This window comes from Anaerobiospirillum sp. NML120449, assembly GCF_023051105.1.
Classification (GTDB): Bacteria; Pseudomonadota; Gammaproteobacteria; order Enterobacterales; family Succinivibrionaceae; genus Anaerobiospirillum.
Window position 1 is genome coordinate 1 of sequence record NZ_JALKIL010000023.1, and the last position, 26791, is coordinate 26791.

13 protein-coding genes are annotated in these 26791 nt (G+C 52.7%); 10 read left to right on the plus strand and 3 right to left on the minus strand.

Translation table 11 applies throughout. The features are described 5' to 3' along the window. The first annotated feature begins 602 nt into the window (after positions 1-602). Positions 603-944: a hypothetical protein gene (locus MXE41_RS07685; RefSeq protein ID WP_247100075.1), complete on the plus strand. Its 342-nt coding sequence runs from the start codon at positions 603-605 to the stop codon at positions 942-944. Positions 945-1061: 117 nt separating this feature from the next. On the opposite strand, the gene MXE41_RS07690 is transcribed toward MXE41_RS07685, so the two are convergent. From MXE41_RS07690 to MXE41_RS07700, 3 genes are all read right to left on the minus strand, one after another. Then, positions 1062-3425, minus strand: coding sequence for a hypothetical protein (locus tag MXE41_RS07690; protein WP_247100076.1), 2364 nt, complete (start codon positions 3423-3425; stop codon positions 1062-1064). 525 nt (positions 3426-3950) lie between these two features. Continuing rightward, entirely contained in the window at positions 3951-4862 is a 912-nt protein-coding gene (locus tag MXE41_RS07695) for a flagellin (protein ID WP_247100077.1), read from the minus strand. A gap of 543 nt (positions 4863-5405) precedes the next feature. Further along, positions 5406-7058, minus strand: a complete 1653-nt coding sequence (locus tag MXE41_RS07700; protein ID WP_247100078.1) for a hypothetical protein — start codon at positions 7056-7058, stop codon at positions 5406-5408. A gap of 1052 nt (positions 7059-8110) precedes the next feature. Between MXE41_RS07700 and MXE41_RS07705 the strand changes: the two genes are divergently transcribed. The 9 genes from MXE41_RS07705 to MXE41_RS07745 all read left to right on the plus strand — a co-directional run bounded on the left by MXE41_RS07705 (position 8111) and on the right by MXE41_RS07745 (position 26230). Further along, on the plus strand, positions 8111-9286 hold the full coding sequence (locus tag MXE41_RS07705; RefSeq protein ID WP_247100079.1) for a Gfo/Idh/MocA family oxidoreductase: 1176 nt from the start codon (positions 8111-8113) through the stop codon (positions 9284-9286). 1140 nt (positions 9287-10426) lie between these two features. Beyond that, positions 10427-12028 carry a 2-isopropylmalate synthase gene (leuA, locus tag MXE41_RS07710; RefSeq protein WP_247100080.1) on the plus strand — a complete coding sequence of 534 codons (1602 nt, stop codon included), beginning with the start codon at positions 10427-10429 and terminating at the stop codon, positions 12026-12028. Between the two features lie 600 nt (positions 12029-12628). Continuing rightward, positions 12629-13717: a 3-isopropylmalate dehydrogenase gene (gene leuB / locus MXE41_RS07715; protein ID WP_247100081.1), complete on the plus strand. Its 1089-nt coding sequence runs from the start codon at positions 12629-12631 to the stop codon at positions 13715-13717. A gap of 1130 nt (positions 13718-14847) precedes the next feature. After that, positions 14848-16257, plus strand: a complete 1410-nt coding sequence (leuC, locus tag MXE41_RS07720; protein ID WP_247100082.1) for a 3-isopropylmalate dehydratase large subunit — start codon at positions 14848-14850, stop codon at positions 16255-16257. Between the two features lie 26 nt (positions 16258-16283). Beyond that, a complete protein-coding gene (gene leuD / locus MXE41_RS07725) occupies positions 16284-16898 on the plus strand; it encodes a 3-isopropylmalate dehydratase small subunit (protein ID WP_247100083.1) in 615 nt (204 codons plus the stop codon). A 577-nt stretch (positions 16899-17475) separates the two neighbouring features. Further along, positions 17476-18633 carry a hypothetical protein gene (locus tag MXE41_RS07730; RefSeq protein WP_247100084.1) on the plus strand — a complete coding sequence of 386 codons (1158 nt, stop codon included), beginning with the start codon at positions 17476-17478 and terminating at the stop codon, positions 18631-18633. Positions 18634-19748: 1115 nt separating this feature from the next. After that, positions 19749-20549 (plus strand): MetQ/NlpA family ABC transporter substrate-binding protein, encoded by an 801-nt coding sequence (locus tag MXE41_RS07735; protein ID WP_247100085.1) that lies wholly within the window; start codon positions 19749-19751, stop codon positions 20547-20549. A gap of 522 nt (positions 20550-21071) precedes the next feature. Beyond that, positions 21072-24488 (plus strand): excinuclease ABC subunit UvrC, encoded by a 3417-nt coding sequence (gene uvrC, locus MXE41_RS07740; protein ID WP_247100086.1) that lies wholly within the window; start codon positions 21072-21074, stop codon positions 24486-24488. A 764-nt stretch (positions 24489-25252) separates the two neighbouring features. Further along, positions 25253-26230, plus strand: coding sequence for a flagellin (locus MXE41_RS07745; protein ID WP_247100087.1), 978 nt, complete (start codon positions 25253-25255; stop codon positions 26228-26230). The last annotated feature ends 561 nt before the right edge of the window (positions 26231-26791 follow it).

Consider the following 26791-nt stretch of genomic DNA (forward strand, 5'->3'; position numbering starts at 1 on the left):
CCATAGCTCTGAAAATCTTATGATTACCATGCAAAATTATTGACAGAAATCTGACAGGGCGGAATACCGTGCTTTAAAAGACTCTCCCTCTCCCGCCTGCAGACCGTACGAATAACCTGTGCTCATGAAGCTCTTGTTGGGTAACGATTTACGCTGTATCAGATGCTTGTCTGACAGCAGCAGCTCCGATAGTGCTGTTTCCTGAGAGTCCCAGCTGAGGCTATGGGGAATGAGCGGTTCTGATGTGCCTGGTTGGCTTCCACAGCCTTTCAGCATGCTATGTGCGGGGATGACTGGTCAGGATGCTCTGAGCTCGCTATCTGAGCCTTTCAGCGTGCTTTGTGGGGATGACTGGTCAGGATGCTCTGAGCTCGCTATCTGAGCCTTTCAGCGTGCTTTGTGGGGATGACTGGACCGGATGCGCTGTGCTGCACCCTGAGCCTATCAAGCAGCCTCTGGAGGGCTGACATGCCCTGATGCGCCGTGCCGCTTACTGAGCCGCCAGGCTGGCCCTGCGTGCCTGACTTCTGTTAAATATCAGAAGTTGCATGGAGCACAAGAGCATCTGAAAAACACGCGTTATGCTCTCGGCAGGTGACAAGATGTTATATGCGGTTAAAAGATACCGTGGAACAATCGTAAAGAAATGTTCCACAGAGGCGAAAACGCTCGTGGAACAATTAAGCAAAAATGTTCCACGTGAGGGTAAAATTGCCGTGGAACAATTAAGCAAAAATGTTCCACGTGAGGGTAAAATTGCCGTGGAACAATTCAGCACAAATGTTCCACATGGGCAAAATTGTGGTGTGGAACAATTAAGTGAAAATGTTCTACGGAGCTCAAAACAGGTCGTGGAACATTTTTCAACAGTTGTTCCACGGCGTTATGAAAGCCGTGGAACAATGCCTCAGGCAGTGAGCAATGTATGGAACCGCATAAGCTGAAAGCTCTATTTTAAGCGGTAAAATAATCACTGTAGAGTCGTGGAACAATTGAAAAGACAGACGAATTAAGAAGGAGTTTCCCCTGGAAAATTCTGCAGCGGGGACGCAGAAAGCTGGTTACCCACCTTTCTGCATTCTCTTTCTCTCTTTTTTAATCTGCTTGTCGTAACTGGCAGCAAGTTCGTTATATCTTGCTCTGGCATACTCAAATGCCTTTGAAGGCATCAGATCGAGATTTTTCTCCATAATCTCATCAACCACCTGGCAAAAAAGGTGGTTTTTGGATGGAGGGCACCTTACATTGTCAGCGCCATGCCCTTTGGAAATCATGTGAACAACCTTGTTTCCACGCTTCCACCTGTCCATCTCCTTTTGGAAGTCTTCTACAGACTGGCTCTTTTTAAGAACAGGCCTTGGATAATCGGTACCGTAAACAGACTTTACTGGTCTGAAGAAACCGGAATTTACCATTTCAAAGTAGGAAGCAAGGGATGTGAGCACGCTTTCGATGTTGTCAAAGAACCGGCCATAAAGAGCTGTTTTCTTCATGGCAGCCCAGAGCTGCTCAAGCTTGCCATTATCAAGTGAGCTGCCCTTATTGGACATGCTTCTTGTTACACCACTGTCTTCGCTTATGTTTGCGAACGGCTCTGACATGTAGTGAACACCCCTGTCGGTATGAACAATCTTGGTACCGCAATGCTGGAAGTGCTCATCTACCATGTCCTTGTAATGGTTTGATACGAAAGAAACAGGGGTGCGAGAGCTGATGCTGTAAGAGAGGACTTTTTCGGTGCCAAAATCCTTGAAAGCGCTGGCAAACAGCTTGACCTTGTGGCGATTAACAACAACATCAATCTGAGTAATATCACCAGCCACAAGAGTAGCTGGAGAATCAGCCTTGCTGGCTCTATGAGTGATGTTTTTTGCGGCAGTAGAACTCTCTCCTGAATAGGTGTTGATCTTGGTTTTGCGCCTTGTTTTTCCAGGGGAAAGATTCATCTCTTTCATGAGTCTTACTACAAGGTCATAGCCGGGGGCTACATTGCAGTAATCAGGAAGATTGTAAGTGATTCGTCCCGGGCCTATGGTTCCTCCGGAGACTTCAAAAAGAACTCTGATTGAGGCTTTGATGCGGTCATGCTTGTGATCTGCTCTTTTGCCGTCAGTCATAACCTCCTGATAGTGATAGTACTGACGTCTGGACAGTCCGGCCGAGCAGGCAACATCACTTACTGGCTGCTCAGTGACTCTGATGTATGCGCTGGCAATGATGTAGCGCTCTTCATTAGTCAGCTCTGCCTCTCTTCCTTGGAGATTTTTTTTTTCAAGCTCCTGGATAAGCATGTCTTTGACAGCAACCTGATGCGTCATACGCCTGTAAGCCGTTTTGTAAGCTTCAAGCTGTATACGCACAGGAAGGTCGTCAAAGCCATCTGAGTTGACATTGATGTCCGGTTTGCGTCCAACGTTGTCCCATGCATTAACATCTACTTCTGCAGCAGATATTCCCTTCTGACGTTCCATGACATCTTTCAGACATCTCTCGCTTGCTTCAATTGCGTCCTGCAGTGCAGCAGCTGCCTGATCATTCAGCTCTGCAGCATCGCGTTCACCTCTTGCGTGCATAATGCCGCAGACTTCATCGATGGCATGCTCGAGTGCATCCTTGTCATCAATGGAGATTCCCTTACAAAGCTGAGAAATACGGTACTCCTCAGCATTGAAGTCTGCTGAGGCCGGGCGGGCATCATCCTTGTTTGACTCATGGCCGCGCCTGCGCTGACCACGGCAATGCTGAAAGCGCAGAGTTGATTTACCTACAAACTCGCCCTTTGAGTTATATCCTTCGTCGTTTCTTTCAATGCCGGTGATTTCTCTGCTGTCTGAAGGCATTGTGTTTCTTTCAGCAGGCAGGGTGTATGAGACTCCGGCATCAAGCGAGTCATCATCAGCAGCAAGGTCCGGCCTGCCTTTGAAGTCCAGGGGCAGGTTCTGACAGTCAAGCCTTTCCGGGTCATAACCAAGTGAAGCATGATCAGCGATACGCTTCCAGTTGTTTCTTTGGTATGTTCCAGTGAATTCGTGGCGTTGAGTTTGCGGCAGCTCAAGAGGGATTGCTGAAAGAAGTGGATGGCCTTTGGCTTTGCGCTCATTGAGCATTTTCTGGATGAAATACTCTTTGGTCTGGAATGCGGCGCATACCTGACTGATCGTCAGGTTGAAGGCGATCTTCGTTTCAACAATGCAGGCCATCTCATAAGGCGTGTATTTCTTAAACCTGTCATGCACGAAAGCATCAATGAACCGTTCTGGTCCATTGATTTTCAGCCAGGTAATGAAATCCTGGATTCGAGCCTTGCTGTAATGAAGTTCCTGAGCAATCTCAAAAACCGTCTTGTGCTCCCTGACAAGCTCCAAAAACTTATCACATTGTTCCCTGGTGAGAATACCCTCAACGGAGGTTTCCTTGGTGGCCATGTTTATCCCCTGTAATCAGGCCGGGGTCAAGCTGCGCTTGCCCCCGGCCTATTTATTGTACCATAGGGGGCCGCCCCATCATTGATGGAAGAGACGTTCGTATTAACGTATAAGGCCATATTTTTCTCCTTTATCGTACAGAAACATATACATTGAGTGCCATCAGGCTCTGATTACTGTTTATGTCTGCACTTAAATGTCTGCAGATCGTTGTGTTTCTGTTGAGGGCGATTTTTGCAACATGCAGGCCATAACATACGTATAGAAACATTGCAATAAGGAAAAGTATGCTGATAAGCGCCGTGTTTATAGTATTTAAGGACGGCTGGTTGCCTTAATTTTTATCTTTTATCCATCATGCCATGTGTGTTGCGCCTTGATATGATATTGATAGCCCCTGGTAGATTGTCGTGTTTTTTGCCTGTCCAAGGTTATTCGTCTCTCCTCATGGATAACAGGCAGCAAAAAGGCGGACCATGGTCCGCCTAGATGAAAAGAGAGAAAGATTATGTTTCTGGTTTTGTATTACTGACCTAAGAGGCTCAGAGCAATAGTAGGACGCTGGTTGGCCTGGGCCAGAACGCTCTGAGAAGCCTGCTGGATGATGTTGTTCTGAGTCAGAGCGGCTGTCTCAGAGGCAAAGTCTGTGTCTCTTATGCGGCTGCGGGCATCGGACTGGTTTTCTGAAATATTAGCCTGATTACGGATAGTGCTTTCCATTCGATTTTGTAAAGCACCAAGGCCGGCGCGCTTGGAGTCTACAGCCTGGATAAGCTTGTCGATATTCTCCAGGACATAGGTAGCTTTTGAGGCTGTTTCTACAGTGAATACAGCCACATTTTTGTTGTCTACCTTAACAGTGGTGAAGCCTTTCTTCATTTCAGCTTTTACACCAGCCTGACATGCAATTCCAGTAAGATGAAAAGCTAATGACCAGTTAAGTGACAGTGTGTTGCCTGCATTTGCGCCTACCTGGAATTTAAGCTGACCATTAGATGGAATAAGACCAACTTTGGCTCCATCAAGAATTGCCTGACCGGCAAAAGTAGTTTGCTTGGCAATACGGCTGATTTCCTGGGACAGCTGGACTACCTCTTCCTGCAGAGCCTTACGGTCTGCAGCAGAGTTGGTGCCGTTGGCAGACTGTACAGCCAGCACACGGATACGCTGCAGCATGTTGGTAGTTTCGTCCAGGGCACCTTCGATAGTCTGAGCAAGTGCAATGCCGTCGTTGGTATTACGGTTACCCTGATTTAAACCATTAATCTGAGTTGTGAGACGATCTGAAATCTGAAGACCGGCTGCGTCATCCTTGGCGGAGTTGATTCTCAGGCCTGATGAGAGGCGCTGGTATGAGGTGTTTAAGCTCAGAGTTGCATTACTCAGCTTGCGCTGAGCATTGATGGACGACACATTCGTATTAACGTACAGGGCCATTTCTTTTCTCCTTATCTGGGTAGAAAGAGCGACCTTTTTATCAGGGTCGTCTCTGTTCCATGCATCTATGCAATGGAAATATTGAGCAGAGCTTTCTACATATTGTTAAAGAGCGTTCAGCAACATGCAGGCCAAAATTACTCATGAACATATTTATGAGTCTTTTACAATGCTTTCCAAAGCCCATGTAATTACAGTTTAGTGCATTATCAGATCAGTGCTCATATTGTCCTGCTTAAATGGTATTTGGATACCTTGTATTGATTGCTTTCAGTAAAACACACAGGCAGGAGGCTAAATGGCATTTTTTTGCCGATTGCCTTTATCAATGTGTGTCTTCTTAGTATTTATTCTGTCACCCATATATGTATATGAATCAGTTTAATGTAAACCGATGTGGTCCGGTCATTTTACGATTTATGAGTAGCGTAAATACAAAGGGCTGACCCTGAGGTCAGCCCTTTGTATTCAGGTGCGGACTTGCATCCGCCATTGACTTGCATCCGCTATGGCACTGCTATGTCATTTCAGTGATTAACCGGCCTAAGGAAACTTAAATGGGCCATTGTAATCAGACTCTTCTGGCGGAACAGTCTCTGTAGGAACGTTTGACGGCTGAGCAGGTGCGCCATAGCCCTGGTACTGCTCAACTGGCTGGTTATAGTTTTGAGCTTGCTGGGCTGCCTGCTGGGCCTGCATGGCCTGTTGAGCCTGTTGAGCTTGCTGAGCCTGGAGAGCCTGTTGAGCTTGCTGAGCCTGGAGAGCCTGTTGAGCTTGCTGGGCCTGGAGAGCCTGTTGGGCTTGCAGTTCCTGCTGAGCCTGCATGGCCTGAAGCTGCTGCATCTGCTGTAATTGCAACTGCTGTTGCTGGTCCTGACTGGTCTGGGCAGCGGCCTGCTGGGCTGCATGCTGCTCTATTTGCTGGGGAGCATGGGCCTGCAGGGGCTGCTGGGCCTGCATGGCCTGCATCTGCTGCATTTGCCTGATTTGTTGCTGTTGCAGCAGGTGAATATCCTGTTGCTGGGCATCAGCCGGCTCTAATGGTTGAGGAGCTGGCTGCGGCTGGGTGGCAAGCATCTCTTCCTGCATTGGCACGGCTGGCTGAGGCTGAACCTGATTTGGCTGCTCAGGTTGTGGCTGTGGCTGCATCTGCAGCTGCTCAGGCTGTTGAGGATCAGGCAGCTGCTGACTGAAGCTCTGAGCAGGGAAGGCCTCTGCCGGGGCATTAGCCTGAGCCTGAGAGTGGTCATAGGCTGTGTCGTTAAAGGCAGGAGCAATATCTCTATTAGCCTCATAGACAGGCTGACCAAAGGCAGGATCTGCCTCTCCCGGGAACTGGCTGGCTGAGGCTGGCAGCAGTCGATCCTGCTTTGCTACAGGCCTGGCAATGGCAATGAGCTCTGCCAGTGGCACCGTGGCCTGACCATCACGAAGATGGGCCTCATAGGTTCTTTCAAACCATGACTGAGGGGTAAGACCAATGGCAGCATGATCCATGAACAGAGTAGCTGAGAAGTTGTTCTGGAAGTGGTTATTGATGCTGTTGTTGGTAGTCAGGAAGCCGTAAAACCTGCCTGAAGGATCAACAACAGCAGGTGGATTGGAGGCAAAGCGGTTCCATGGGCAAACCTTTGACTGGACATTGCCAAATTCAAAGTGAGTGTTCCACATACTGAAGTCACCACGATTAGAGCCATAAGGGCCCTTCATGTTCCAGATAGAGATGTTAAAGCGTGGCGAGCAGTTGATACAGCCCAGGAACTGGTTGAGCTGAGTATTTCCATAGAGCAGCAGAGGCACTTCACCTGCCTCAACTATGTTCTTGATTTCCTTGTTCTCAAGCTCAGGATTAGGGGTAATGCTGAACTGGATCTTCTTATGAAAATCTGCCTGTTCTTTGGCAATTTTCTGCTCTTCAGGTGACAGCTGAGCGCCTGGATTGACAGGCTGGTCGGCCTTTTCAGGCTGCTGTTGCTGAGGTGGGGAGCTGTAGCGCGGTCCCTGGATGGTATAAGCGCTGGCAGGGTTGCTCAGAAGCACGCATGAGCAGAAAGCCATACCGACAGCACTTCTCAGAGCACGACTGAGCAGTGTGACCGATGGCAGCAGTGATTTGCCAGGTAAATTTAGGGCCGGAAGAACAGAGTTTCTGTGAGCGGCCTTGCAGGCCAGAGTGGCTGACACTTTTGCGGACAAGATCAGACTCCTGAAATCAGCATTAATGCGGATTAGCAAAAACTTTTGATGTCTCTAAACATGGACAGGAATGTATCGTCAGTGGAAAAGCTGACGCAAAGGGCATGTGACCTCATTCCAGGAATAAACTTTAATTGTAGATCATCAAAGCCTGCTTATACAGATTTATTGAGGTTCTGATACAAGTTTGTGCCGTACAGACAGCATTTTTGTCAATTTTTCAGGCCTTAGCTCACATAATTCAATGTAACCGTAACGGGAAAAAACGTTAGGCAGATCTCAATTTTAATAAGTGACCACTCTGAGGCTGTGAACTATTATCCCAGGGGCTGTCTAACAGCTATAGATATTAACTTTTGAGTCTTGCGCAGAAGCAAAAACGCCACAGGCCGTGGAGTATGGCCACTATTTATAGCAACAGATTAACAAAGATTGATGGATGTGTTGTATTATTGCAGCCTGTTACTGTCGGTAAGAAAGGCTGCTGGACGCATCAGCATGACCGGGCATCTGCTGCATGACGCAGGCCCTGATGGCCCTTTAAGGGCCCTTGAGTGGGCGTTGAGGGGCCCCGTAGACGGTGCTGTAGATGCTGGCAGCCTGAGGCTCGTGCTGGTGCCTTGGCTGCAGCGGAAAAAGCTCCTGATGCTGCGGTATAATCCAAAGCCCGCCATATATCGGGCTTAATCCATATCTCTGAGGCTGCCCTCTGTATGCAACTGCTTTGAGGGGAAGCGGCTCAGGTTTTCAGTACACGAAATTTTCGTTGCGCAGCGCAGCACTGCTCAGCTGCATTTCTGACAGTTATGATCTGCCCAGGACCTGAAAAGGTACGCATAAAGCAAATGGCATAATTTGCAGCCGGTGTGGTGCTGCAGTAGATGCGGTCATAAGACCGCAATGGGTCGCAGCTCCAATTCTGGCTGCCCCACGATGACAGGTGGTTTTGCATGCCGTCCATGCCATTTCTGATATGCACAGACGCAACTGTTTACCAATACAGCCGCTCCTCCTGGTGGAGACGCTGAGGCATTGATATTTAAGGTTTTAATATGGTGAAGTTACGCATTGCCCTGGTAGGTACCGGTAATATTGCCAGACAGCATGTTGAGGCAATTCTTGAGTGCAGTCAGGAACTGGTCGGTGTCTGTAACCACAACATTGAAAAGGCCATGCTGTTTCTGAGCTCTTTCAGTGGCCGTGAGGGTGTTCCTCCGGCAGAGCTCTATACCACAGTGTTTGACGAGCTTCCTTTAATGCTCGATACAGTCAAGCCTGATCTGATCTATGTAACCACTCCTCACATAACTCATGTGGATATTGCCTGTCTGGCTGTGCGCCGTGGTATTCACTGCATTATTGAGAAGCCACTGGATATTTCTCTTGCCAAGTCAGCTTATCTGCTCGAAGAGGCTCAGCGCACCGGAGCTCTGGTTTCTGTAATTTCTCAGAGCCGCTTCTTCCGTCCTACCGAGCGCATCAAGAACGCTATTGATGATGGCCGCATTGTTCCAGCTTTCGGTATTGTCAATGTGCAGGCCTGGCGTGATGAGGCTTACTACCGCTCTAACACCTGGCGCGGCACCTGGGAGTATGAAGGCGGCGGTGTGCTGGTAAACCAGTCTGTGCATGAGCTCGATCTGCTCTGCTACTTCCTTGGCAAGGTATCCTCTGTTTACGGTATATGGCGTAATGTAAACCACCCTTACATTGAGGTGGACGATACCGCTCAGGCCATTGTTACTTTCGAGTCAGGTGTAACAGCCTCCATCATTGTCTCCAACAGCGTCAATCCTGCTCAGAGCACCTGTGTGCACATTGTAGGAACCAATGGCCATACCCTTGGTATTAAGACCCATGGCGGTGTTGAGGCTGAGGCCGGTATCAGACCAAGCAGCTTCCATCCATGCAATGACGTCTTCACTCTTGAAAGTGACGAGACCATGGCCAATTATGCCCGCAGCGATTATGAGGGCATAACTCCTGAAAACTTCTCCCATCACTTCTTTGCCGAGCAGTTAAAGGAAATGATTCACGCCATTGAAAATAAGCGTGATGGCATGAATGTCCGCCTGCGCAACTCCATTGAGTCAGCTCAGGGCTGCATGCTCATTGCTCAGGGCATTTACCTCAGCCAGAAGCTGGGCCGTCCAGTTACCCGCAAGGAAATCCTTGATGACTCCATGGCAAGACTGGTAGCTCCACAGAACGCTGACGACAACGCCTAAGGCTCACCGGTCCTGACAGTCTAACAGGCCCATCATGACCAGCTGACCTTCTTACAGGCTGCGGGGCTGCCTGCTCGTTGGCTGTCCCGTGGTACGGCTGACCGGGGCAGGACTGACCGGGATAGCCAATGTGCCAGGCTGTTCAGGGCTGGGCCTGGTGGCGGTCTGAAGGGGCGCAGATGAAAAAGGCAGTTTCCTTTGCCGGGAAACTGCTTTTTTTATGGTTTTGTGCTGCATGATGGTGACCATGGATGCATTATTTTGGGGCTGGATGGGAAAAATAAGGGTGCAAGTGGCCCAAATGCGCGTTTTTGTGGTGCAAAAGGGCTTTCATATTTGAGCTTGCTGCCAATGACCTGTAAGCTGATAACCATCAAATCGAAACATCAGCTGTTTTTACTGTTACTGCAGGGCACAAGCCCAAGGCCTGTTGCCTTAACCACCACCACGCAGCAGTAACTGGCAGGGACTGCATACCGTCAGTCGCGGCAGCTCCTCACAACGATCATCGCCACTGGAGGCAATATTCATGTTTATCCTTACCCTGATTCTTCGACTTATTAACTGAAGTTGCCAGGGTATAGTGTGACCATATTCTTAATTGTCAGACGAAGATGATCTTAATCGGGACCCTGAGCATCAAGCCAAGGTCCTTTTTTTATGCCTTTTTAATCTGCAGCTGCACATACTGGCCGCACAGACAGCCGGTACGGCAGGGCGAAATACCCGCCCGGCAGGTCGGTACGGCAGGGCGAAATACCCGCCCGGCAGGTCGGTACGGCAGGGTGAAATACCCGCCCGGCAGGTCAGTCAGGCAGGACGGATATCAGCCTGACATGCTGAACCTCCTGTCAGGCATGACAGTATGGCCGGCAGGCAGACACAGGCCTTATATGGCTGTTAGTGCCGGTGCAGCTGTAATAAACAACCAAGTCCATAGGAGTCATCAGTCTGCCCTTGCGGCAGCAGCATGAGCCCGGGCTCCCACAGACGGCAGCGTCGGCCTGATGACTGGCGGCCTGTCAGGTGGCGCTGAGCCGACAGGCTCAGGGGCGCAGGCCTTGGCCGGCAGGGCCGGTCGGGCCGGGAGCCTGGTGAAGCCGGGCGGGCTGATGGGGACGTCAAGTCAGGATCTTAATTATGGAAAACAAAGACAAAAATCGAGTGATTATCTTTGACACCACACTGCGCGATGGTGAGCAGGCTCTGCAGCAGTCGCTAAATGCAAAGCAGAAACTGCAGATTGCTCTTATGCTCGAACAGCTTGGTGTTGACGTAATCGAAGCCGGTTTCCCTGTTTCCTCTCCTGGCGATTTCCAGTCGGTAAAGCTCATTGGCGAAAACCTCAGGAACGCTGTTCCTTGCGGTCTGTCCCGTGCCGTTGACAGGGACATTGATGCAGTACGCGATGCACTGTCAAACTGCGAGCGTTTTCGTATCCATACCTTTATTGCCACCTCAGACATCCATGTTCAGGACAAGCTGCGCAAGAGCTTTGATGATATCTGCGCCATGGCTGTAGCAGCCGTCAAACGCGCCCGCAACTACACCTGTGATGTTGAGTTTTCCTGTGAGGATGCCGGCCGTACTCCAATTGATCATCTGTGCCGCATGGTAGAAGCCGTGATTGATGCTGGTGCTACCACTGTAAATATCCCTGATACCGTGGGCTATACCATTCCGTCCGAGTTTGGCGGCATTATCAACACTCTGATGAACAGAGTGCCAAATATCGACAGGGCCATTATTTCCGTGCACTGCCACAATGACCTTGGTATGGCCACCGGCAACAGTCTGGTTGCTGTACAGAACGGTGCCCGTCAGGTTGAGGTGTGTATGAATGGCCTTGGTGAGCGTGCCGGTAACTGCTCTCTTGAGGAAGTTGCCATGGCTCTGCATACCAGAAAGGAATTCTTTGGCGGACTTTACACCGGCATTGTTCCTGAAAACATCGCCCGCGCCTCCCAGATGGTAGCCGGTATCTGCAATGAAAAGGTACCTCCACACAAGGCCATTGTAGGCTCCAACGCCTTTGCTCACAGCTCAGGTATCCATCAGGACGGTGTGCTCAAGAACCGCAGCACCTACGAGATCATTACTCCTGAGAGCGTAGGCTTTAAGGAGAACAATCTGCATATGACCGCCCGCTCCGGCCGTCACATGATTAAGTCCCGCCTCAATGCTCTGGGCTACAGCGATGAGACCTTTAACCTTGATGATGTCTACAGCCGCTTCCTTGAGCTTGCTGACCGCAAGGGCAAGGTATTTGACTACGACCTCGAGGCTCTGCTCTTCCTTGGCCATGACATGGAAGAGAAGACTCAGTTCATCCTTGAGAAGTTAAATGTCATAAGCGGTGACAGGGGAGTGATTCCAACTGCCTCTGTAAAGATGAAAATTGGTGATCAGTGTCTGACTGACGCCGGAATCGGCGATGGTCCGGTGGATGCCGTATTTAACTGCATTACCAGACTGACCGGCATCGACTGTGAGCTTGTTGACTATAATCTGTCGGCTACAAGTGAGGGTATGAACGCGCAGGGACAGGTGGATGTAGTAGTGTTATACAGAGGACGAAAGTATTACGGCAAGGGACTTTCCACTGACGTAATTGAGTCTTCGGCCCTGGCCCTTATTAATGCCTGTAACAGTATTTACCGCGCTCAGATAATCGAACAGGAAAAGGAGCATGGCGAAGGTCCGGGACACTGTGTCGGTCGCTGCAGCTTAAACGAGCCTTAAGCGCCGGCCCGGTGTCAGCAGGACAGACGTAAGGTCAGTCAGGCGAAAGACGTAAAGTCAGTCACAGCCGCTGACTAAATGTCAGCCACAGCTGCTGACAAATGTCCGGCAGTAAGACAGACAGTGGTGTGACACCAGGCACTTTATTGAGCATGAGCACAGCATATCAGCTGCAGGCTCATAACCACGCACGGCGCGAGGCCGTGCACTGAACAATACACAGATACAGGTCAAGGTACTGAAAGTGGGGCAGTAAAAGGACAGTCTTTTTCAAAGGAGCATTGCCATGCATCAGGTATGACGGCAGCTCCATAAGGTACAGGCCCCGTAGAGAACAGTTTTCCGGGCGTACCTGAGCATAAAGGCAGGCTGCAGTGCCTATGCAGTGCAGTGGTACCATCAGCTGCAGCGGCAGCGTAAGCTGCTGTGCAGGCAGCACCTGCAGCGCAGCAGCAGAGGCCGCGCCTGACCCATGACCCTTTCCATGGTGACAGGGCAGACCTGCCTCCATGGTAATGGAACGCTCATGGCAAAAGACTTTCAGGCCCGTATCTGAGGGCAGCCGGTCCCCCAGGACCTTTCAAACAAAAGGATAAAAGTATGGAATATCAGATTGCAGTATTACCAGGTGATGGTATTGGCCCTGAAGTTATGAAAGAGGCCATCAAGGTGCTTGACTGTGTCAGCGCCCGTGCCGGCTTTACCCTTAAATATGATTTCAAGGATGTAGGCGGCGCTGCAATTGATGCCCATGGTAAGGCCTTACCGGCTGAAACCCTGGCTGCCTGTGAAAAGGCCGATGCTGTTCTCTTTGGTTCCGTTGGCGGTCCAAAGTGGGAATCCCTTCCAGTTCAGGAGCAGCCTGAGCGTGCTGCACTGCTGCCACTGCGCAAGCACTTCAAGCTCTTCTGTAACTTCCGTCCAGCCCGCATCTTCCAGGGCCTGGAGCACTTAAGCCCATTACGTGCTGACATCTCTGCCCGTGGCTTTGACATTCTGTGTGTCCGTGAGCTCACCGGCGGTATCTACTTTGGTCAGCCAAAGGGCATGGCAGGAGAGGGTGCCGAGGAAAACGCCTTTGACACCGAGATTTATCACCGCTACGAGATTGAGCGTATTGCCCGTGTAGCCTTTGATGCTGCCCGTCTGCGCTCAAAGCGGGTTACCTCCATCGACAAGGCCAATGTTCTGTCCAGCTCAGTATTATGGCGCAAGGTAGTTGAGGAAGTTGCCGCTGACTATCCAGATGTAGCTCTCAACCACATGTACATCGACAATGCCACCATGCAGATGGTAAAGGATCCATCACAGTTTGACGTGGTCTTATGCAACAACATGTTCGGTGACATTCTTTCTGACGAGATTGCCATGATCTCAGGCTCCATGGGCATGCTCTCCTCTGCCAGCCTCAATGAGACCAGCTTTGGTCTGTACGAGCCAGCAGGCGGCTCTGCCCCTGACATCGCCGGCAAGGGCATTGCCAACCCTGTTGCCCAGATCTTAAGTGCAGCCTTAATGCTGCGCTACTCCTTAAAGCAGGAGCAGGCCGCAAAGGATATCGAAAACGCCGTCAGCGCCGTCATGTCCTCTGGCCGCTACACCTGTGATCTGGTAAAGAAGGGCGAACCATTCCTGTCCACTGCCCAGATGGGCGATGCCATTGTCGAGGCCATTAACAAGGGCTGCTAACCAGACCAGCCATACCAGTCGGCCAGCACACTGTGACCCTGCAGACTGCCAGGTCAGTCTGCCAGCACACTGTGCCCCAACAGACCTGCCATACCAGTCTGCCAGCACACTGTGCCAGATCAGTCTGTAAAGCCAGACTGTATGGCAGAAGGGCTTACCAGCCCGTCCGGCCCCTTAATCAGTGGGCATCAATTCAGGTCTACCGACCATGATGACCCGGGCCGCAGTGCCTGGTCGCCCTCAGGCAGCACCTGAGAGCAGGATCACAGCCACTGTATCTGCCCGGGCAGCGCCCCGGACAGTACACTTGCAGCTGTGCTCACAGGGCTTACCGGCCCGTCTTTTTGATCATGCCCTTATCGGGGCAGACGACACATCAGGTTCACGCTCGGACCACTGACCTGAAATCATCTTTTCAGGTATCAACGCTATTGTTATTACTCCCCTTAAAGAGGGAAATACGCACCCCAGTGCCGCAAGGCTCACGGACCGCTGACATCAGGACGCACCAGCTACACAGACAGTGCCTGAAACAGGCCAGCTGACATAGGTCAGTCCTGAGCCCTGAGCATTGAACCCAGGGCCATGTAATATCTTTGTTTTTGCACACTGTCCTGGTTCTTATCAGCTTTACAGCCGTACTGGAGGTGCCTTGGCTGCACCGGTTTTGCCTGACCTTTCAGTCAGGACTCTGCATGAGCAGTCCACAGGTCCCACACTCTGTCTCTTGGCAGATAGCATGCCTCCATGGCCAAGGCCATGACCATGCTCTGACATTACAGGATACCCATGAGCTGCTCAGCACTATGGGGATCATGACCTGGAACCTTGCTGATGTCTGGCCGCCCGGCCGGAGCACTCGAGGCCTTTGCCATAAGGACAGCCCAAACAGCAAGGCCAACCCCTACAGTAAGGGCGGCCCGGACATCCCGTCCCGTCCACAGCGACAGGACCTGCCAGTCCATGCAGGCTCCTGGCCCGGCCAGGCCAGGGCCAATGCCCTGGACCGGGCAGAGCTGGGCGGGGCAAGTCAGAGTCAGAGTCAGGCATGGCAGGCTGAGCCGGCCGCATGGCCTTTGGGCTTATGAAGTGCCTGTGCAGCACACCATTGGAAATTACAGGTTTTACAAATGGGCAAAACGCTTTATCAGAAGGTTTACGACAGCCATATTGTCTATCAGGCTGAAGGTGAGTTACCTACCTTGTATATTGACCGTCACCTCGTACATGAAGTGACCTCCCCTCAGGCTTTCTCCGGCCTTGAGATAGCTCATCGCAGGATGCGCCGTCCTGACCTTACCCTGGCAACCATGGACCACGATGTTTCCACTCAGGAAAGCTCTATCGAGGCCTGCTCGCCTATGGCTCAGGATCAGATTCGTACCCTTATAAGCAATACTGAAAAGTTCGGTGTCAAACTCTTTGGACTTGGTGACCCTAATCAGGGTATTGTCCACATTATCGGACCTCAGACCGGCTTTACTCTGCCAGGTACTACCCTTGTCTGTGGTGACAGTCATACTGCCACTCACGGTGCCTTTGGCGCTCTGGCCTTTGGTATTGGTACTTCCGAGGTAGAGCACGTCATGGCCACCCAGACACTCAAAAAGGGCCGTCTTAAGACCATGAAGATTTACTGCCATGGCACCATGCGCCCTGGTGTGTATGCCAAGGATCTGATTTTATACATTATCGGAAAACTCACCACGGCAGGCGGTACCGGCTATGCCGTAGAGTTCTGCGGTCCGGCCATCAGCGCTCTGTCCATGGAGGGCCGTATGACCCTGTCCAATATGGCCATTGAATTTGGTGCTCCTGTAGGCATGATTGCCCCTGATGAGACTACCTTTGAATATCTGAGCGGCCGTATGATGGCCCCTCAGGGTGAGGACTTTGACCGTGCCGTAGAGCACTGGAAGACTCTTTACAGCGACGAGGATGCCGTCTTTGACAAGGTGGTTGATATCAATGTCGATGATATCGAACCTCAGATTACCTGGGGTACCAACCCAGGTCAGGTAACAGGTGTCTCTCAGGCCATTCCATCGGCTGCAGAGCAAAGTGATCCAGTAGTGCGCAAGAGCCTTGTGGATGCCCTTGAGTATATTGACCTTAAGGAGGGGCAGAAGCTCACCGGCGCCCGTGTCGATGTGGCCTTCATAGGCTCATGCACCAATGGCCGTATTGAGGACTTCCGTGCCGCTGCTCAGATTTTAAAGGGACATAAGATTGCCCCTGGGGTACGTGCTCTGGCCGTTCCGGGATCTGCCTGGGTAAGAGCACAGGCTGAAAAAGAGGGCCTTGATAAAATCTTTATCGAAGCCGGCTTTGAATGGCGTCTGCCAGGCTGCTCCATGTGCCTTGCCATGAATGACGATCGTGCTCAGGCAGGTCAGCGCGTAGCCTCCACCTCCAACCGTAACTTCGTAGGCCGTCAGGGCAAGGGCGCCCGCACCCATCTGATGAGCCCGGCTTCAGTAGCCGCCTGTGCCATCAAGGGCCAGCTGTGCGATGTGCGCGAGTTTATTGAGCAGAAATAACAGCTGAGAAGGTCAAAGAGGTTCTCATGGAAAAGTTTACCGTCCATACAGGTGTGGCTGTACCTTTAAACTCAGCCAATATCGATACCGATCAGATCATACCCAAGCAGTTTCTGCTGGCCACTACCAGAAAAGGTTTTGGAAAGCATGCTTTCCACGACTGGCGCTATCTTGATGATGCTGAAACTCAGTTAAATCCTGACTTCAACCTCAACAAGCCTGAATATCAGGGCGCCTCAGTGCTGGTAGCTCAGGATAATTTTGGCAACGGCTCCTCACGTGAGCACGCCCCATGGGCCCTTACCGATTTTGGCTTCCGTGCCGTAATCGCTCCGTCCTTTGCCAGTATCTTCAATAACAACGCTCTGGGTAACGGCCTGCTGACAGTCAAACTCACAGGCGATGAGGTCAATGAAATCATCACCTTCCTTGAAAAGTGCCCAGGTGAAAAAATCACCATCAGCCTCGAGGACATGACAGTACTGTGCAATGGCAAAAGCTACAGCTTTGAGCTTGATGACTTCTACCGCAACTGCATGTTAAACGGCCTGGACAGCATCGACCTGACCCTGGAGCACGACGCGGACATTGCCCGCTTTGAAAGCAGCGCCCTGTCCTTCATGAAGCCCGTTTCAGGCTAAAGCACAAGTCCCGCCCCGGCAGCCATGGCCGACCCACTGGCGCCATCAGGCACCTGCCGGTCCGGCCCAGCCGGCCGCCGCTCGCTCAGGCGTTGCAGCGCAGGCAGCGCCCGCGCCCGTGCCGCCAACGCCCGCACCGGCAGCCACAGCGCCCGCACTGCCAGCCAGCCCGGCTGTATCAGCGCCATGCCTCCGGCATAGCCCGCCATCAGAGCTCAGCTCTGACAGGCTGCACGCTCAGCTTACAGCTGCACAGTAACGGCACCACAGGCCCCTGTACCCAGCCTCTGGCTTAAGGTAACAGGGGCCTGTCCTTTTTCTGAGCTCTGCAATCAGGACGGAATGGCAATGTAAACAGTCATGACCGGACGTCAGGACAGCCAGGCATGCCGCTTTCAGGACAGTGCTCCCATGGAGTGAGACTTAACCACGCGCAGCAGAAGCCCGGGTCAGATGGCTTTAGAGCAATATGGTGGGGCTTTTTGCCGGGACTGCACACCGGCCATGGCTGTTGTGGGGGCGCGCGCACAGATCTCCGGGTATGGTTCAGATATGATCAGGACCAGAGGAGATTTACATGACTACGAAAAAACTTTGCAGCCGTACTGCAGCTCTGGCCATTGCCGGAGGTCTGGCTCTGGTTATGACCGGATGTCAGTCCAGTACCACAGGTGCTCAGAGTACCTCACTTTCAGTACCTTCCCAGCTCTGGTCCAGTGATGCTCAGGGCAGGCTAATACGTACCTCCTGTGCCGCACTTAAGGCCAGCTCTCAGGATGAGCAGATGAGCAATCAGACCCTGTACCGCAATGCAGTTAAAGATGCCCTTACAGTAGAGCCTGAGGAGCTGTTGCCCCTTGTAAGCCTTAATCGTGGTGATCCCATGGTCACCTTTGACGAACAGGGCCGGGTGCTGCTGCTCACCGTCCACGCTTTTCCTGATTCCTATCCTCAGGACAGGGACATGAAGCTGCAGTTTCAGTGCTGGACCTTTACCGATAAGGAATTTGCCGCCTGGTTTGCCGTAAATGACCATGATGTGTCTGACTGGAGTGTGCGCGTCAATCAGATGCTGGGCATGCCTGCTGATCGCCACAGTACCCATGTCACTGCCATGTGGGTAAATCCTGATGACGTTATCCGTCCTGCCTATCGCTCAGATGTTCATAATTCCCGTCCGGCTGATTCCTTTGCCACCGTACATGCCGAGCTTGAAAGTCAGAAAAAGGCCGACAAGACAGCCGTAGCCGCCGGCCTGCATGGCAGCATGCATGACCCGATAATCTTTGAGAACTGGTTTAACTCCCGCATTATTGCCTCCTACTTCTCACAAAAGGAATATCCATGGACCCGCCTTGGCTACACCTACGACTGGCTGCATGCCGTGCGTGCCGATGGCCATAATGGCAGCTGTGAGTACGGTGTCAGCGAATTTCTGGTGCCAGTAGACACAAAGGTCAAGGTTGCCTGGACCCTGCCCCTTGCTGACTTCATCACCAAAGTAAGAGACCAGATCACAGCAGGCCAGCACAGGCCAGCCTCACCAGCTGCCCCCGCCACTGCAGCTGCCCCCGCCACTGCAGCTGCTGCCGCTGCAGCTGACTCTGCACCAGCAGCCGCTCCCTCCGCCGCTCCGGCTACCAGGCCTGAGGCCCCAGCTCCTGCACCGGCAGCAAAAACTGAGGCAGCCACAAAGTCTGAAACAGCTGCTCCAGCACCAGCAGCAAAGCCATAGGCCTAATCCCGGTACCAGCAGCTGAATCAAGGCAACCGGGCCAGCTGCTCACGACAAAGCAGCTGCGCCAGCACATGCAGCTGAATCTCAGGCAACCGGGCCAGTGGGTAAGTACCAGAGAGCAGCAGGCAGTACCGCTGCATACAGGTATACCTCCCTTATCTGAGCCTGACAGTGCTCAAAGCTCTCTAAGTCAGACCTTATCGACTTTTACTGACAGTCGGGAGCAGGTTAGGCTGGCACCTGTAAGGCCAAGGAAGCTGTCACGCTGCCTGTCAGGTGGAAAGGAGTGAGTGAGGCATCTGACTGCCCAGGCCTGAGCAGCTGGAGGTAATCAGGCAGGAGGTTTACAGCTCACTGTCTGTTGTGAGGTACAGGGGCAGCAGGATGAAAGTCATGAGGGCCCTTATTTGCTGTTCATGCTGGCGTCAGGTCATCACGGAGCTGAGAGTGCCAGCTGTGACAGCAGACAGGTTTATACGCCCGGATATGCGAGGAAACAATCAGGAATGCAGCCGAACATATACGCCCGGATATGCGAGGATACGATCAGGACTGCAGCCGAACATATACGCCCGGATATGCGAGGATACGATCAGGACTGCAGCCGAACATATACGCCCGGATATGCTATGAAATGACCAGAGAGATAACTGTCTCTGGTCGATTTTTTTGACTCCCTGTACAAGGGGCGAGGTCGTGGTGGGCGGGCTTAACCGTGGCATCTGCATTGACAGTTATGGTTCTATGGGGGCTGAGTGGGGGGTTGATCGTTTTTGGTGCATATTTGTGATCTATGACGCAATCCCGGAGTGAAGTCCCTGTCCGGGTATGCTTGTCATGACTGTATTGCTGGCTGCAGGGCAGGGCTGTCAGGCCATTTCTATGGGCTATCCGGGCTGCAGGGCACATGTCGGGTGCTCAGCTGCATGCGTCCTGATGCAGGGGCTGAGATGTGCGTCATTTTGGGGATAACAGGCGTTACGGGTATGAGGTACTCAGGGGCTGGCTTGTTTTTGTTTATTTTGGGGTGCTATAGTTTTTGCAACCCGCAGTGATGCGGAATCAGAATTTCACTTTTTCAGGAGGCGCAGTTAACTGCGCAATATTTAGTCATGAAGCATACTTTATTAGCCGTTTCTCTTGCCGCTGCCTTATTTGGCGGTCTTTCTGCAGCCAACGCCGGTGTTCTCAAGGTGGGTGCCACTCCAGTTCCTCATGCTGAGATTCTCGAGCACGTTCAGCCAGCTCTGGCCAAGAAGGGCGTAGAGCTCAAGATCACCGAGTTCAATGATTACGTTCAGCCAAACCTGGCCGTATCTGACGGTGAGCTCGACGCTAATTTCTTCCAGCACCAGCCATACCTCGACGTATTCGTTAAGGACCACGGCTCTGATCTGGTAAACGTTGCCGGTGTTCACATTGAGCCAATGGGCATTTACTCCAAGGGCATCAAGAAGCTTAAGGACATTAAGGAAGGTGCTTCCGTTGGTATCCCTAATGACCCTACCAATGGCGGCCGTGCTCTGTTATTACTGGCCAAGGCCGGTCTTATCAAGGTTGCCAACCCTGATGATGTAACCGTTACTGTTCTTGATGTAGTTGAGAACCCTAAGAAATTAAAGTTCCAGGAGCTTGAGGCTGCCCAGCTGCCACGTGCTCTGCCTGATGTGGACTTTGCTGTTATTAACACCAACTACGCTCTGCCAGCCGGTTTAAATCCATTAAAGGACGCTATCTTCATTGAAGATGCCGACTCCCCTTATGTAAACATCCTCGTGGCCAACTCCAAGAGCGCCAAGAACCCTGATCTCAAGGTTCTGATTGATGAGCTTTCTTCAGCTGAGACTGCAAAGTTCATCACCAAAAAGTACAACGGTGCAGTAGTTCCAGTTGCAGGTCAGGACAAGAAGTAATTCTGAAAAAACAGTGCTCACAGCCTGACAGACCATCACACAGGTGGCGGCTATCCACCTGATGGACTAAAAGGCTGCACTGAGCTTCTCCTGACTGCCCCTCCGGCGGCTATACGGAAGGGATAAGAGATCAGGAGTGCTTTCTGGCTAAAGGGCAGACCGGGTAACCGGCCTGCCCTTACTGCATTTTGGCCCGGCCAAAAAATCCCTCTGATTGTACCCATCCAGCACCTGAGGTACGTAGCTCAGGCCTCTGAGATACTGTCCTCAGCCCCTGGGGCAGCACTAAAGCACAGAGCAGAGCTCTTAATATCTAAAGCACAGAGCAGAGCTCTTAATATCTAAAGCACAGAGCAGAGCTCTTAATAACTGAGGAAGTGAGCAGGTAAGCAGGGGGCAGGGGGCGGCAGACTTTAGCTGCGATGAAAAAATGGCGCGCCGGGGCTCACTGTCAGGGCCTGTCCTGTTAAACTTGCCGATTATTACCATCAGCGGGCTCAGGCCCTTTATTGGAGCGACAAGATGAGAACCTTCAGGCAGGAAGTGCAGCTGGCATCACTGGCCAAAGCCGGTCAAAAACGCCGCAGGGCAGCGCAGCTGGCTCAGGACAGTGACAGTGATTCAGGCAGTGCCGGTGCTGCGCCTGAAGGTGAGGCTCATATTCAGCCTGATTCACATGATGAGGCCATGGCAAGGGACCAGGCCCATGTCAGGGACAGTGATCACTGTCATGACCTGGCCTCTGATCATGGTGTTGACTGTGCTCTTGCTGATGACAATCATCTTTCTGCTGGCAGGACCGCAGGTGCCGGCCAGGGCTCTGAAGCTGCCCGTGGTGCAGGGGCAGCCCGTGCAACAGGTTCAGCCCATGGAGCAGGTTCAGTCCAAAGCTCAGGTGATCAGAGGCCGGGCCGGGTACCTGGTGCCCGCAGGAGCCGTGCTGCTGATGATGCAGAAATGCTCGACGATGATGATGGCCTTAGTGATGACAGTTTTATTGAGTCCATGGATGTCAGCCGTCCCTTATCGCCATTGAGCGGTGCGGCCCGGCGCTCGCGCAGCCGCACCACTGACCTCAGTGCGCTTAAAAAGGGTAAGGCGGCCCGCAGCGCAGGTGCCACCGGCAATGCTGCCGGAGCGGCTGCTTCCAGTAGTGCCACCGGGGCAGTAGCTGATGCAGCTACAGGTGCCAGCGCAGGCACTGTGGCAGGCTCTGAGGCCTGTGACGGCTTTGGTTCGGCCTTAAATGCCAGTGCCGCTGTGGTTCTGGCAGCTAAGGAGGCGGCAGCTGCAGCAGCGGCTGCTGCCGCCGGTGGTGCCGCAGCAGAGGAGAGCTGTGCTGACGGGGCGGGCGCTGATGAGGCGCAGGCGGCTGCAGCCTTTGATTACCGTGACTTTTTGAAAACTGTGCCGGGACTGCCGGGCTGTTACCGCATGTACAACAGCAAGGGTGAGGTTATCTACGTAGGTAAGGCCCGTAATCTTAAAAACCGTCTGAGCTCCTACTTTCTTAAAGATCAGACCATTAAGACCTCAGCTCTGGTATCTCATATTGCCAGCATTGAGTTTACCGTTACCTTTTCCGAGACCGAGGCTCTCATTCTGGAAAATGAGCTCATCAAGAAATATCAGCCTCACTACAATATCCTGCTGCGCGATGACAAGTCCTATCCTTTTATCCTGCTGACCACAGCTCATGAGCATCCGGGCATTTACTTTCACCGTGGTGCCCGCCGCAAAAAGGGTGATTATTTCGGACCTTTCCCGGACTCAACAGCCGTCAAGGACAGTCTGCGCCTTATGCAGCGTCTCTTTCCTATCCGCCAGTGTGAAGATACAGTCTATGCTCACCGCTCCCGTCCCTGCCTCATGGCCCAGATAGGCAAATGTCTGGCACCGTGCGTGCCCATGAGTGAGGAAAAGACCCGTCAGTACCATGAGCAGGTTGAGCTTATCCGTCTGTTCTTACAGGGACGCAATCAGGAGCTGCTCACCACCATGGTCAAAAAGATGGAAGAGCATGCCCTGAACATGGAGTTTGAGCAGGCTGCCGTACTGCGCGACCAGCTGACCACCTTACGCCGCGTTCAGGAAAGCAACAGCATTGTGTCAGGCATTGAGCATCCCGTAGACATTATCGGTTATGCCATGGCCGGCGGCATGGGCTGTATTCACGTGCTCTTTATCCGCAATGGCCGTGTCTTTGGCAGCCGCTCCTTCTACCCGCGTCTGTCCGACCAGGCACGCAGCAGCCGTGACCTGGTGCTCTCCTTTGTGGGCCAGTTTTACCTCAACGATGAGCATCCTAACCTTATCCCTGATGAGGTAGTGCTCGATCTCAACTACGACCAGACGCCAGCCGCCCCGGCCGCCGCCAGTGCAGGCGCCGCCCGCACAGGCTCAGCCGTTGCCGCTGACTCACCGGATGAATCAGCAGGCGGCCTGTCCTCCCCGGCAGACTCAGATACGCAGGATGCTGACAATGCTGATGTCGACAGTGCAGCCCGGGGCATAACAGTAAATGACTTTGGGCAGAGCAGTGGCCCTGACCACAGGATTTATGAACGCCCGGTCAGCAAGGATAGCGACTTTAGCGAGGCCCGTGAGTTTATCGACCGCATCAGATCGATGGAGCTTGAGCCGGGCAATGAGGCTGACGGCGCAGACTGCGCCCTCACAGACGATTACGAGGCCGACAGCCACGCCTGCGCTGAAGACGCTTACGACTATGATGCTCTCAGCCCAGCCTCTGCAGCTGCAGCAGCCGACGACAGTAAGCAGGGCTCTGATACACCAGAGCTGAGCGCGGACAGCGCAGACAGCTCAGGTGCTGTCAGGTCACGCCGTGGCCATAAGAAGAAAGCTGCGGTTCCGGATGGAGCAGCTGCTGACAGCGCGGCTGAAAAGGCCGGCGTTGCTGATGAAAGAGCGGCTGAAAAGGCCGGCGCTGCTGATGAAAATGGCGGTGCGGGCGCAGCTGACAGCGCTGATCCTGTTTCTGAGCTGACAGGTGAGATGGACAGCGCTCAGGACGTAGGTGCGCAAGAAGGTGCTGAGGGCGCTGCCGGCAGCGCTAAGAGCGAGCTTGAGCTCATAGGCGCGGCCATTAAGGCGCGCTTTGGCAAGACGCTGCGCTTTAACCGGGGCAGCAGGGGCGCAAGGCGCAAGTTCCTGCATCTTGCCATGACCAATGCCCTGGTATCGCTCGACTCCAAAATGGCCTCCAGTGCCACAGCTCACAGGCGTATTGAGGACCTGGAAAGACTGCTTGGCATCAGCGGTATTGAGCGTATGGAGTGCTATGACATCTCCCATACCATGGGTGAGCTGACCGTAGGGTCATGCGTGGTCTTTAACCGTGAGGGGCCGGACAGCTCCCGCTACCGGCGCTATAACATTGAGGGCATTACCCCGGGTGATGACTTTGCGGCCATGCATCAGGTGCTCACCCGTCGCTTCCGTGACCCTGATGGCAGTGAGTGCCCGCAGCTGGTCTTTATTGACGGTGGCCCGGGACAGCTGGCGCAGGCCGAAGAGGTGCTGAGCGCTGCCTTTGCCGATGCCAGCACCCCCATGCCTGTGATTGTGGCTGTTGCCAAGGGTGAGGGCCGTAAGGAGGGCCTTGAGACCTTAATCAGGGCCTTTACCCATGAGCGCATTAATCTGGGACTAAACTCACCTGCCTTGCAGCTGGTAATCCATATCCGTGATGAATCGCATCGCTTTGCCATCACCGGTCACCGTAACCGTCGCGCCAAAGCCCGCCGCACCTCAAAGCTCGAGTCTGTAAGCGGCATTGGTCCAAAGCGCCGCCAGGCTCTGCTCAAGCACCTGGGCGGCATGCAGGAGGTGATGCGCGCCAGTGTCGAAGAGCTGTGCAAGGTCCCGGGCATCAGCCCCAAAATGGCCGAGCATATCTACAACGAGCTGCACGGCTGACGTAAGCGCTCTGCGCAGCGCAGGCCTGACGCCTGCACTGCGCCCGGCACCGGCACTGTGCCGCTTCCAGGTATGAAGCCACCGGCGCCGGGCCACGACAGACCGGTAAGCAGCGTTAAACTGCTTTCTGGTTGCCAGGCCGGCCGCCCCTTTATCAGTGCCATGCCTGCGCTGCCGGGCTATCAGGCATATGCTGGCCTTAAGAACGTCCAGGTGTGCAGGCGCTGCTGCACCTGTGGTTATAAGTCTCAGCCTGACAGGCTTTACATAAGTGCAAAGCACTCATAAGCATGAGGGGCATGATGCTGTTGCCGACGCAGGTGGGGCTCCATGCAGGGGCACTTTACTAAAGGGGATACACAGTGCCCTTGCTGTATTGTTATGACACAGGCAGGGCAGCTGCAGGTTATGGCCGAAACTTCCTGGTTTTACCAGGTGCTGCCAGGCTGGTTTTAGAAAGCATATGGCGCTCACAGCCGTGCGCATCAGGCGGGGATGACCCGCCTTTATTATCTGGTGAGATGGGAGACTGGTACTTTATGTGCGAAAAACTGACACTTTATAAGAGGCAAAGCAGCGCGGCGAGGGCACGCTGTGATGAAAAAAAGGCGTAAAAAGGCAAGGCGTAATGTAATTTTATGATGTTGGCACAATTGGTGCTCTTACGGGGGTAATGAGAGAAGAATTAATCTTCTGATTGTGAAATTGGAAGTCAGGATTATGTGGTTTTGCTCCCCTTAGTTCCCTGACTAAGTGAGAAACAAATGGCACTTTACGTTAATACCAATGTCAGTTCCATCAATGCCCAGCGCAAATTGTCGAACTCCACCCTGGCTTTAAACACCAGCTACCAGCGTCTCTCCTCAGGTCTGAGAATCAATTCTGCCAAGGACGATGCCGCCGGTCTGCAGATTTCCGACCGCCTTACCTCTCAGATTAACGGCCTCAATCAGGGCAACCGCAACACCAACGACGGCATTGCTCTGGCCCAGACCATCGAAGGTGCTCTGGACGAAACCACCAGTATGCTCCAGCGCATTCGTGTGCTGGCCGTACAGGCAGCCAACGGCACCAATTCCGAGTCAGACCGTAAGGCTCTGCAGGAAGAAGTGACCCAGCTGTCTGATGAAATCACCCGTATTGCCCGTCAGACCACCTTTGCCGGCCAGACCGTTCTTAACGGCCCACGTGATCCAAACAACAATAAGGATCACCTCAAGAACCCAAACAGCTTAATTCCAAGCCGTGCTAATAACCAGGCAGCTAAGATTGTTTTCCAGGTAGGTGCCAATGCCGGTGACGTGCTGTCACTGGTGTGGGATAAAGGCTTCTCCATGTCAGGCATTGCCGCTCAGGCCGGTCTGACTGCAGGTAATAAGAATGCTGGCAATGGTCTTTACATTCCTGATGGCGCCGGCGGCAGTGTTGTAAGATGGTCCGTATCTACCGCTCAGACTGCTACCAACACTCTGGCCAATATCGACAAGGCCATTCAGGCTGTTGATACCAAGCGTGCTGAGCTGGGTGCTCTCCAAAATCGTATGGAAAGTACTATTCGCAACCAGGCTTCCATCTCTGAAAATGAGGCTGATGCCCGCAGCAGAATCAGAGACACAGATTTTGCCGAAGAGACCGCAGCCCTGACTGCCAATAACATTATTCAGCAGGCTTCCCAGACTGTTCTGGCACAGGCCAATCAGCGTCCTACCATTGCTCTGAGCCTCCTTAGTCAGGGCCAGTAAAATACAGAATTTGCTTAACGAATTATTTCAAGGCGGGGCTGGTCCCCGCCTTTCTTTTGCCTGAAAGAAGGCGTCTCAGGACAGTCGTTATTGCGCATCTAAAGCACCATGAGGGCAAAAACAGGGGTATAACAGAGGCAAGAGCAAGAGCAAAACAAGGGTAAGAGCATGTGAAAGAGCTGTGGCAGTGCCAATAGCAGGGGCAGTGTCTGGGCAAGAACAGGGACAGCGGCAAAGGCAAGAACAGGGACAGGGCAGGAGCGACAGAGCAAAGAACAGCAGTTTACGCTGCATTCATCAGATCTGAATCCTGTGGCAGCCTTAGCCAGTTTTTATTTCAGCTGCGCTGAGACAGCGGATTAATGACTGCAGGCCCAAATGACTTAATCCCAGCATTGACAGTGCTGCAAGCTCAATGTTCTACCTGGTCTCCTTGCCTCATGAGCTGCAGCATTGTGCAATAGCCCGGCATGCAGGGGGCTGTATGGTATGGCAGCAACCACATAGAGGCAGAGGTAACGCCCCCTATAGCTGGCATAGTATCCTGGCTGTAAGGCAAAC

Excerpts from the sequence above, each read along its gene's own strand:
- leuD (WP_247100083.1), top strand. The coding sequence starts at position 16,284 with ATGGAAAAGTTTACCGTCCATACAGGTGTGGCTGTACCTTTAAACTCA.
- MXE41_RS07745 (WP_247100087.1), top strand. The coding sequence starts at position 25,253 with ATGGCACTTTACGTTAATACCAATGTCAGTTCCATCAATGCCCAGCGC.
- leuB (WP_247100081.1), top strand. The coding sequence starts at position 12,629 with ATGGAATATCAGATTGCAGTATTACCAGGTGATGGTATTGGCCCTGAA.
- MXE41_RS07695 (WP_247100077.1), bottom strand. The coding sequence starts at position 4,862 with ATGGCCCTGTACGTTAATACGAATGTGTCGTCCATCAATGCTCAGCGC.
- leuA (WP_247100080.1), top strand. The coding sequence starts at position 10,427 with ATGGAAAACAAAGACAAAAATCGAGTGATTATCTTTGACACCACACTG.
- leuC (WP_247100082.1), top strand. The coding sequence starts at position 14,848 with ATGGGCAAAACGCTTTATCAGAAGGTTTACGACAGCCATATTGTCTAT.
- uvrC (WP_247100086.1), top strand. The coding sequence starts at position 21,072 with ATGAGAACCTTCAGGCAGGAAGTGCAGCTGGCATCACTGGCCAAAGCC.
- MXE41_RS07705 (WP_247100079.1), top strand. The coding sequence starts at position 8,111 with ATGGTGAAGTTACGCATTGCCCTGGTAGGTACCGGTAATATTGCCAGA.
- MXE41_RS07735 (WP_247100085.1), top strand. The coding sequence starts at position 19,749 with ATGAAGCATACTTTATTAGCCGTTTCTCTTGCCGCTGCCTTATTTGGC.
- MXE41_RS07730 (WP_247100084.1), top strand. The coding sequence starts at position 17,476 with ATGACTACGAAAAAACTTTGCAGCCGTACTGCAGCTCTGGCCATTGCC.
- MXE41_RS07690 (WP_247100076.1), bottom strand. The coding sequence starts at position 3,425 with ATGGCCACCAAGGAAACCTCCGTTGAGGGTATTCTCACCAGGGAACAA.
- MXE41_RS07685 (WP_247100075.1), top strand. The coding sequence starts at position 603 with ATGTTATATGCGGTTAAAAGATACCGTGGAACAATCGTAAAGAAATGT.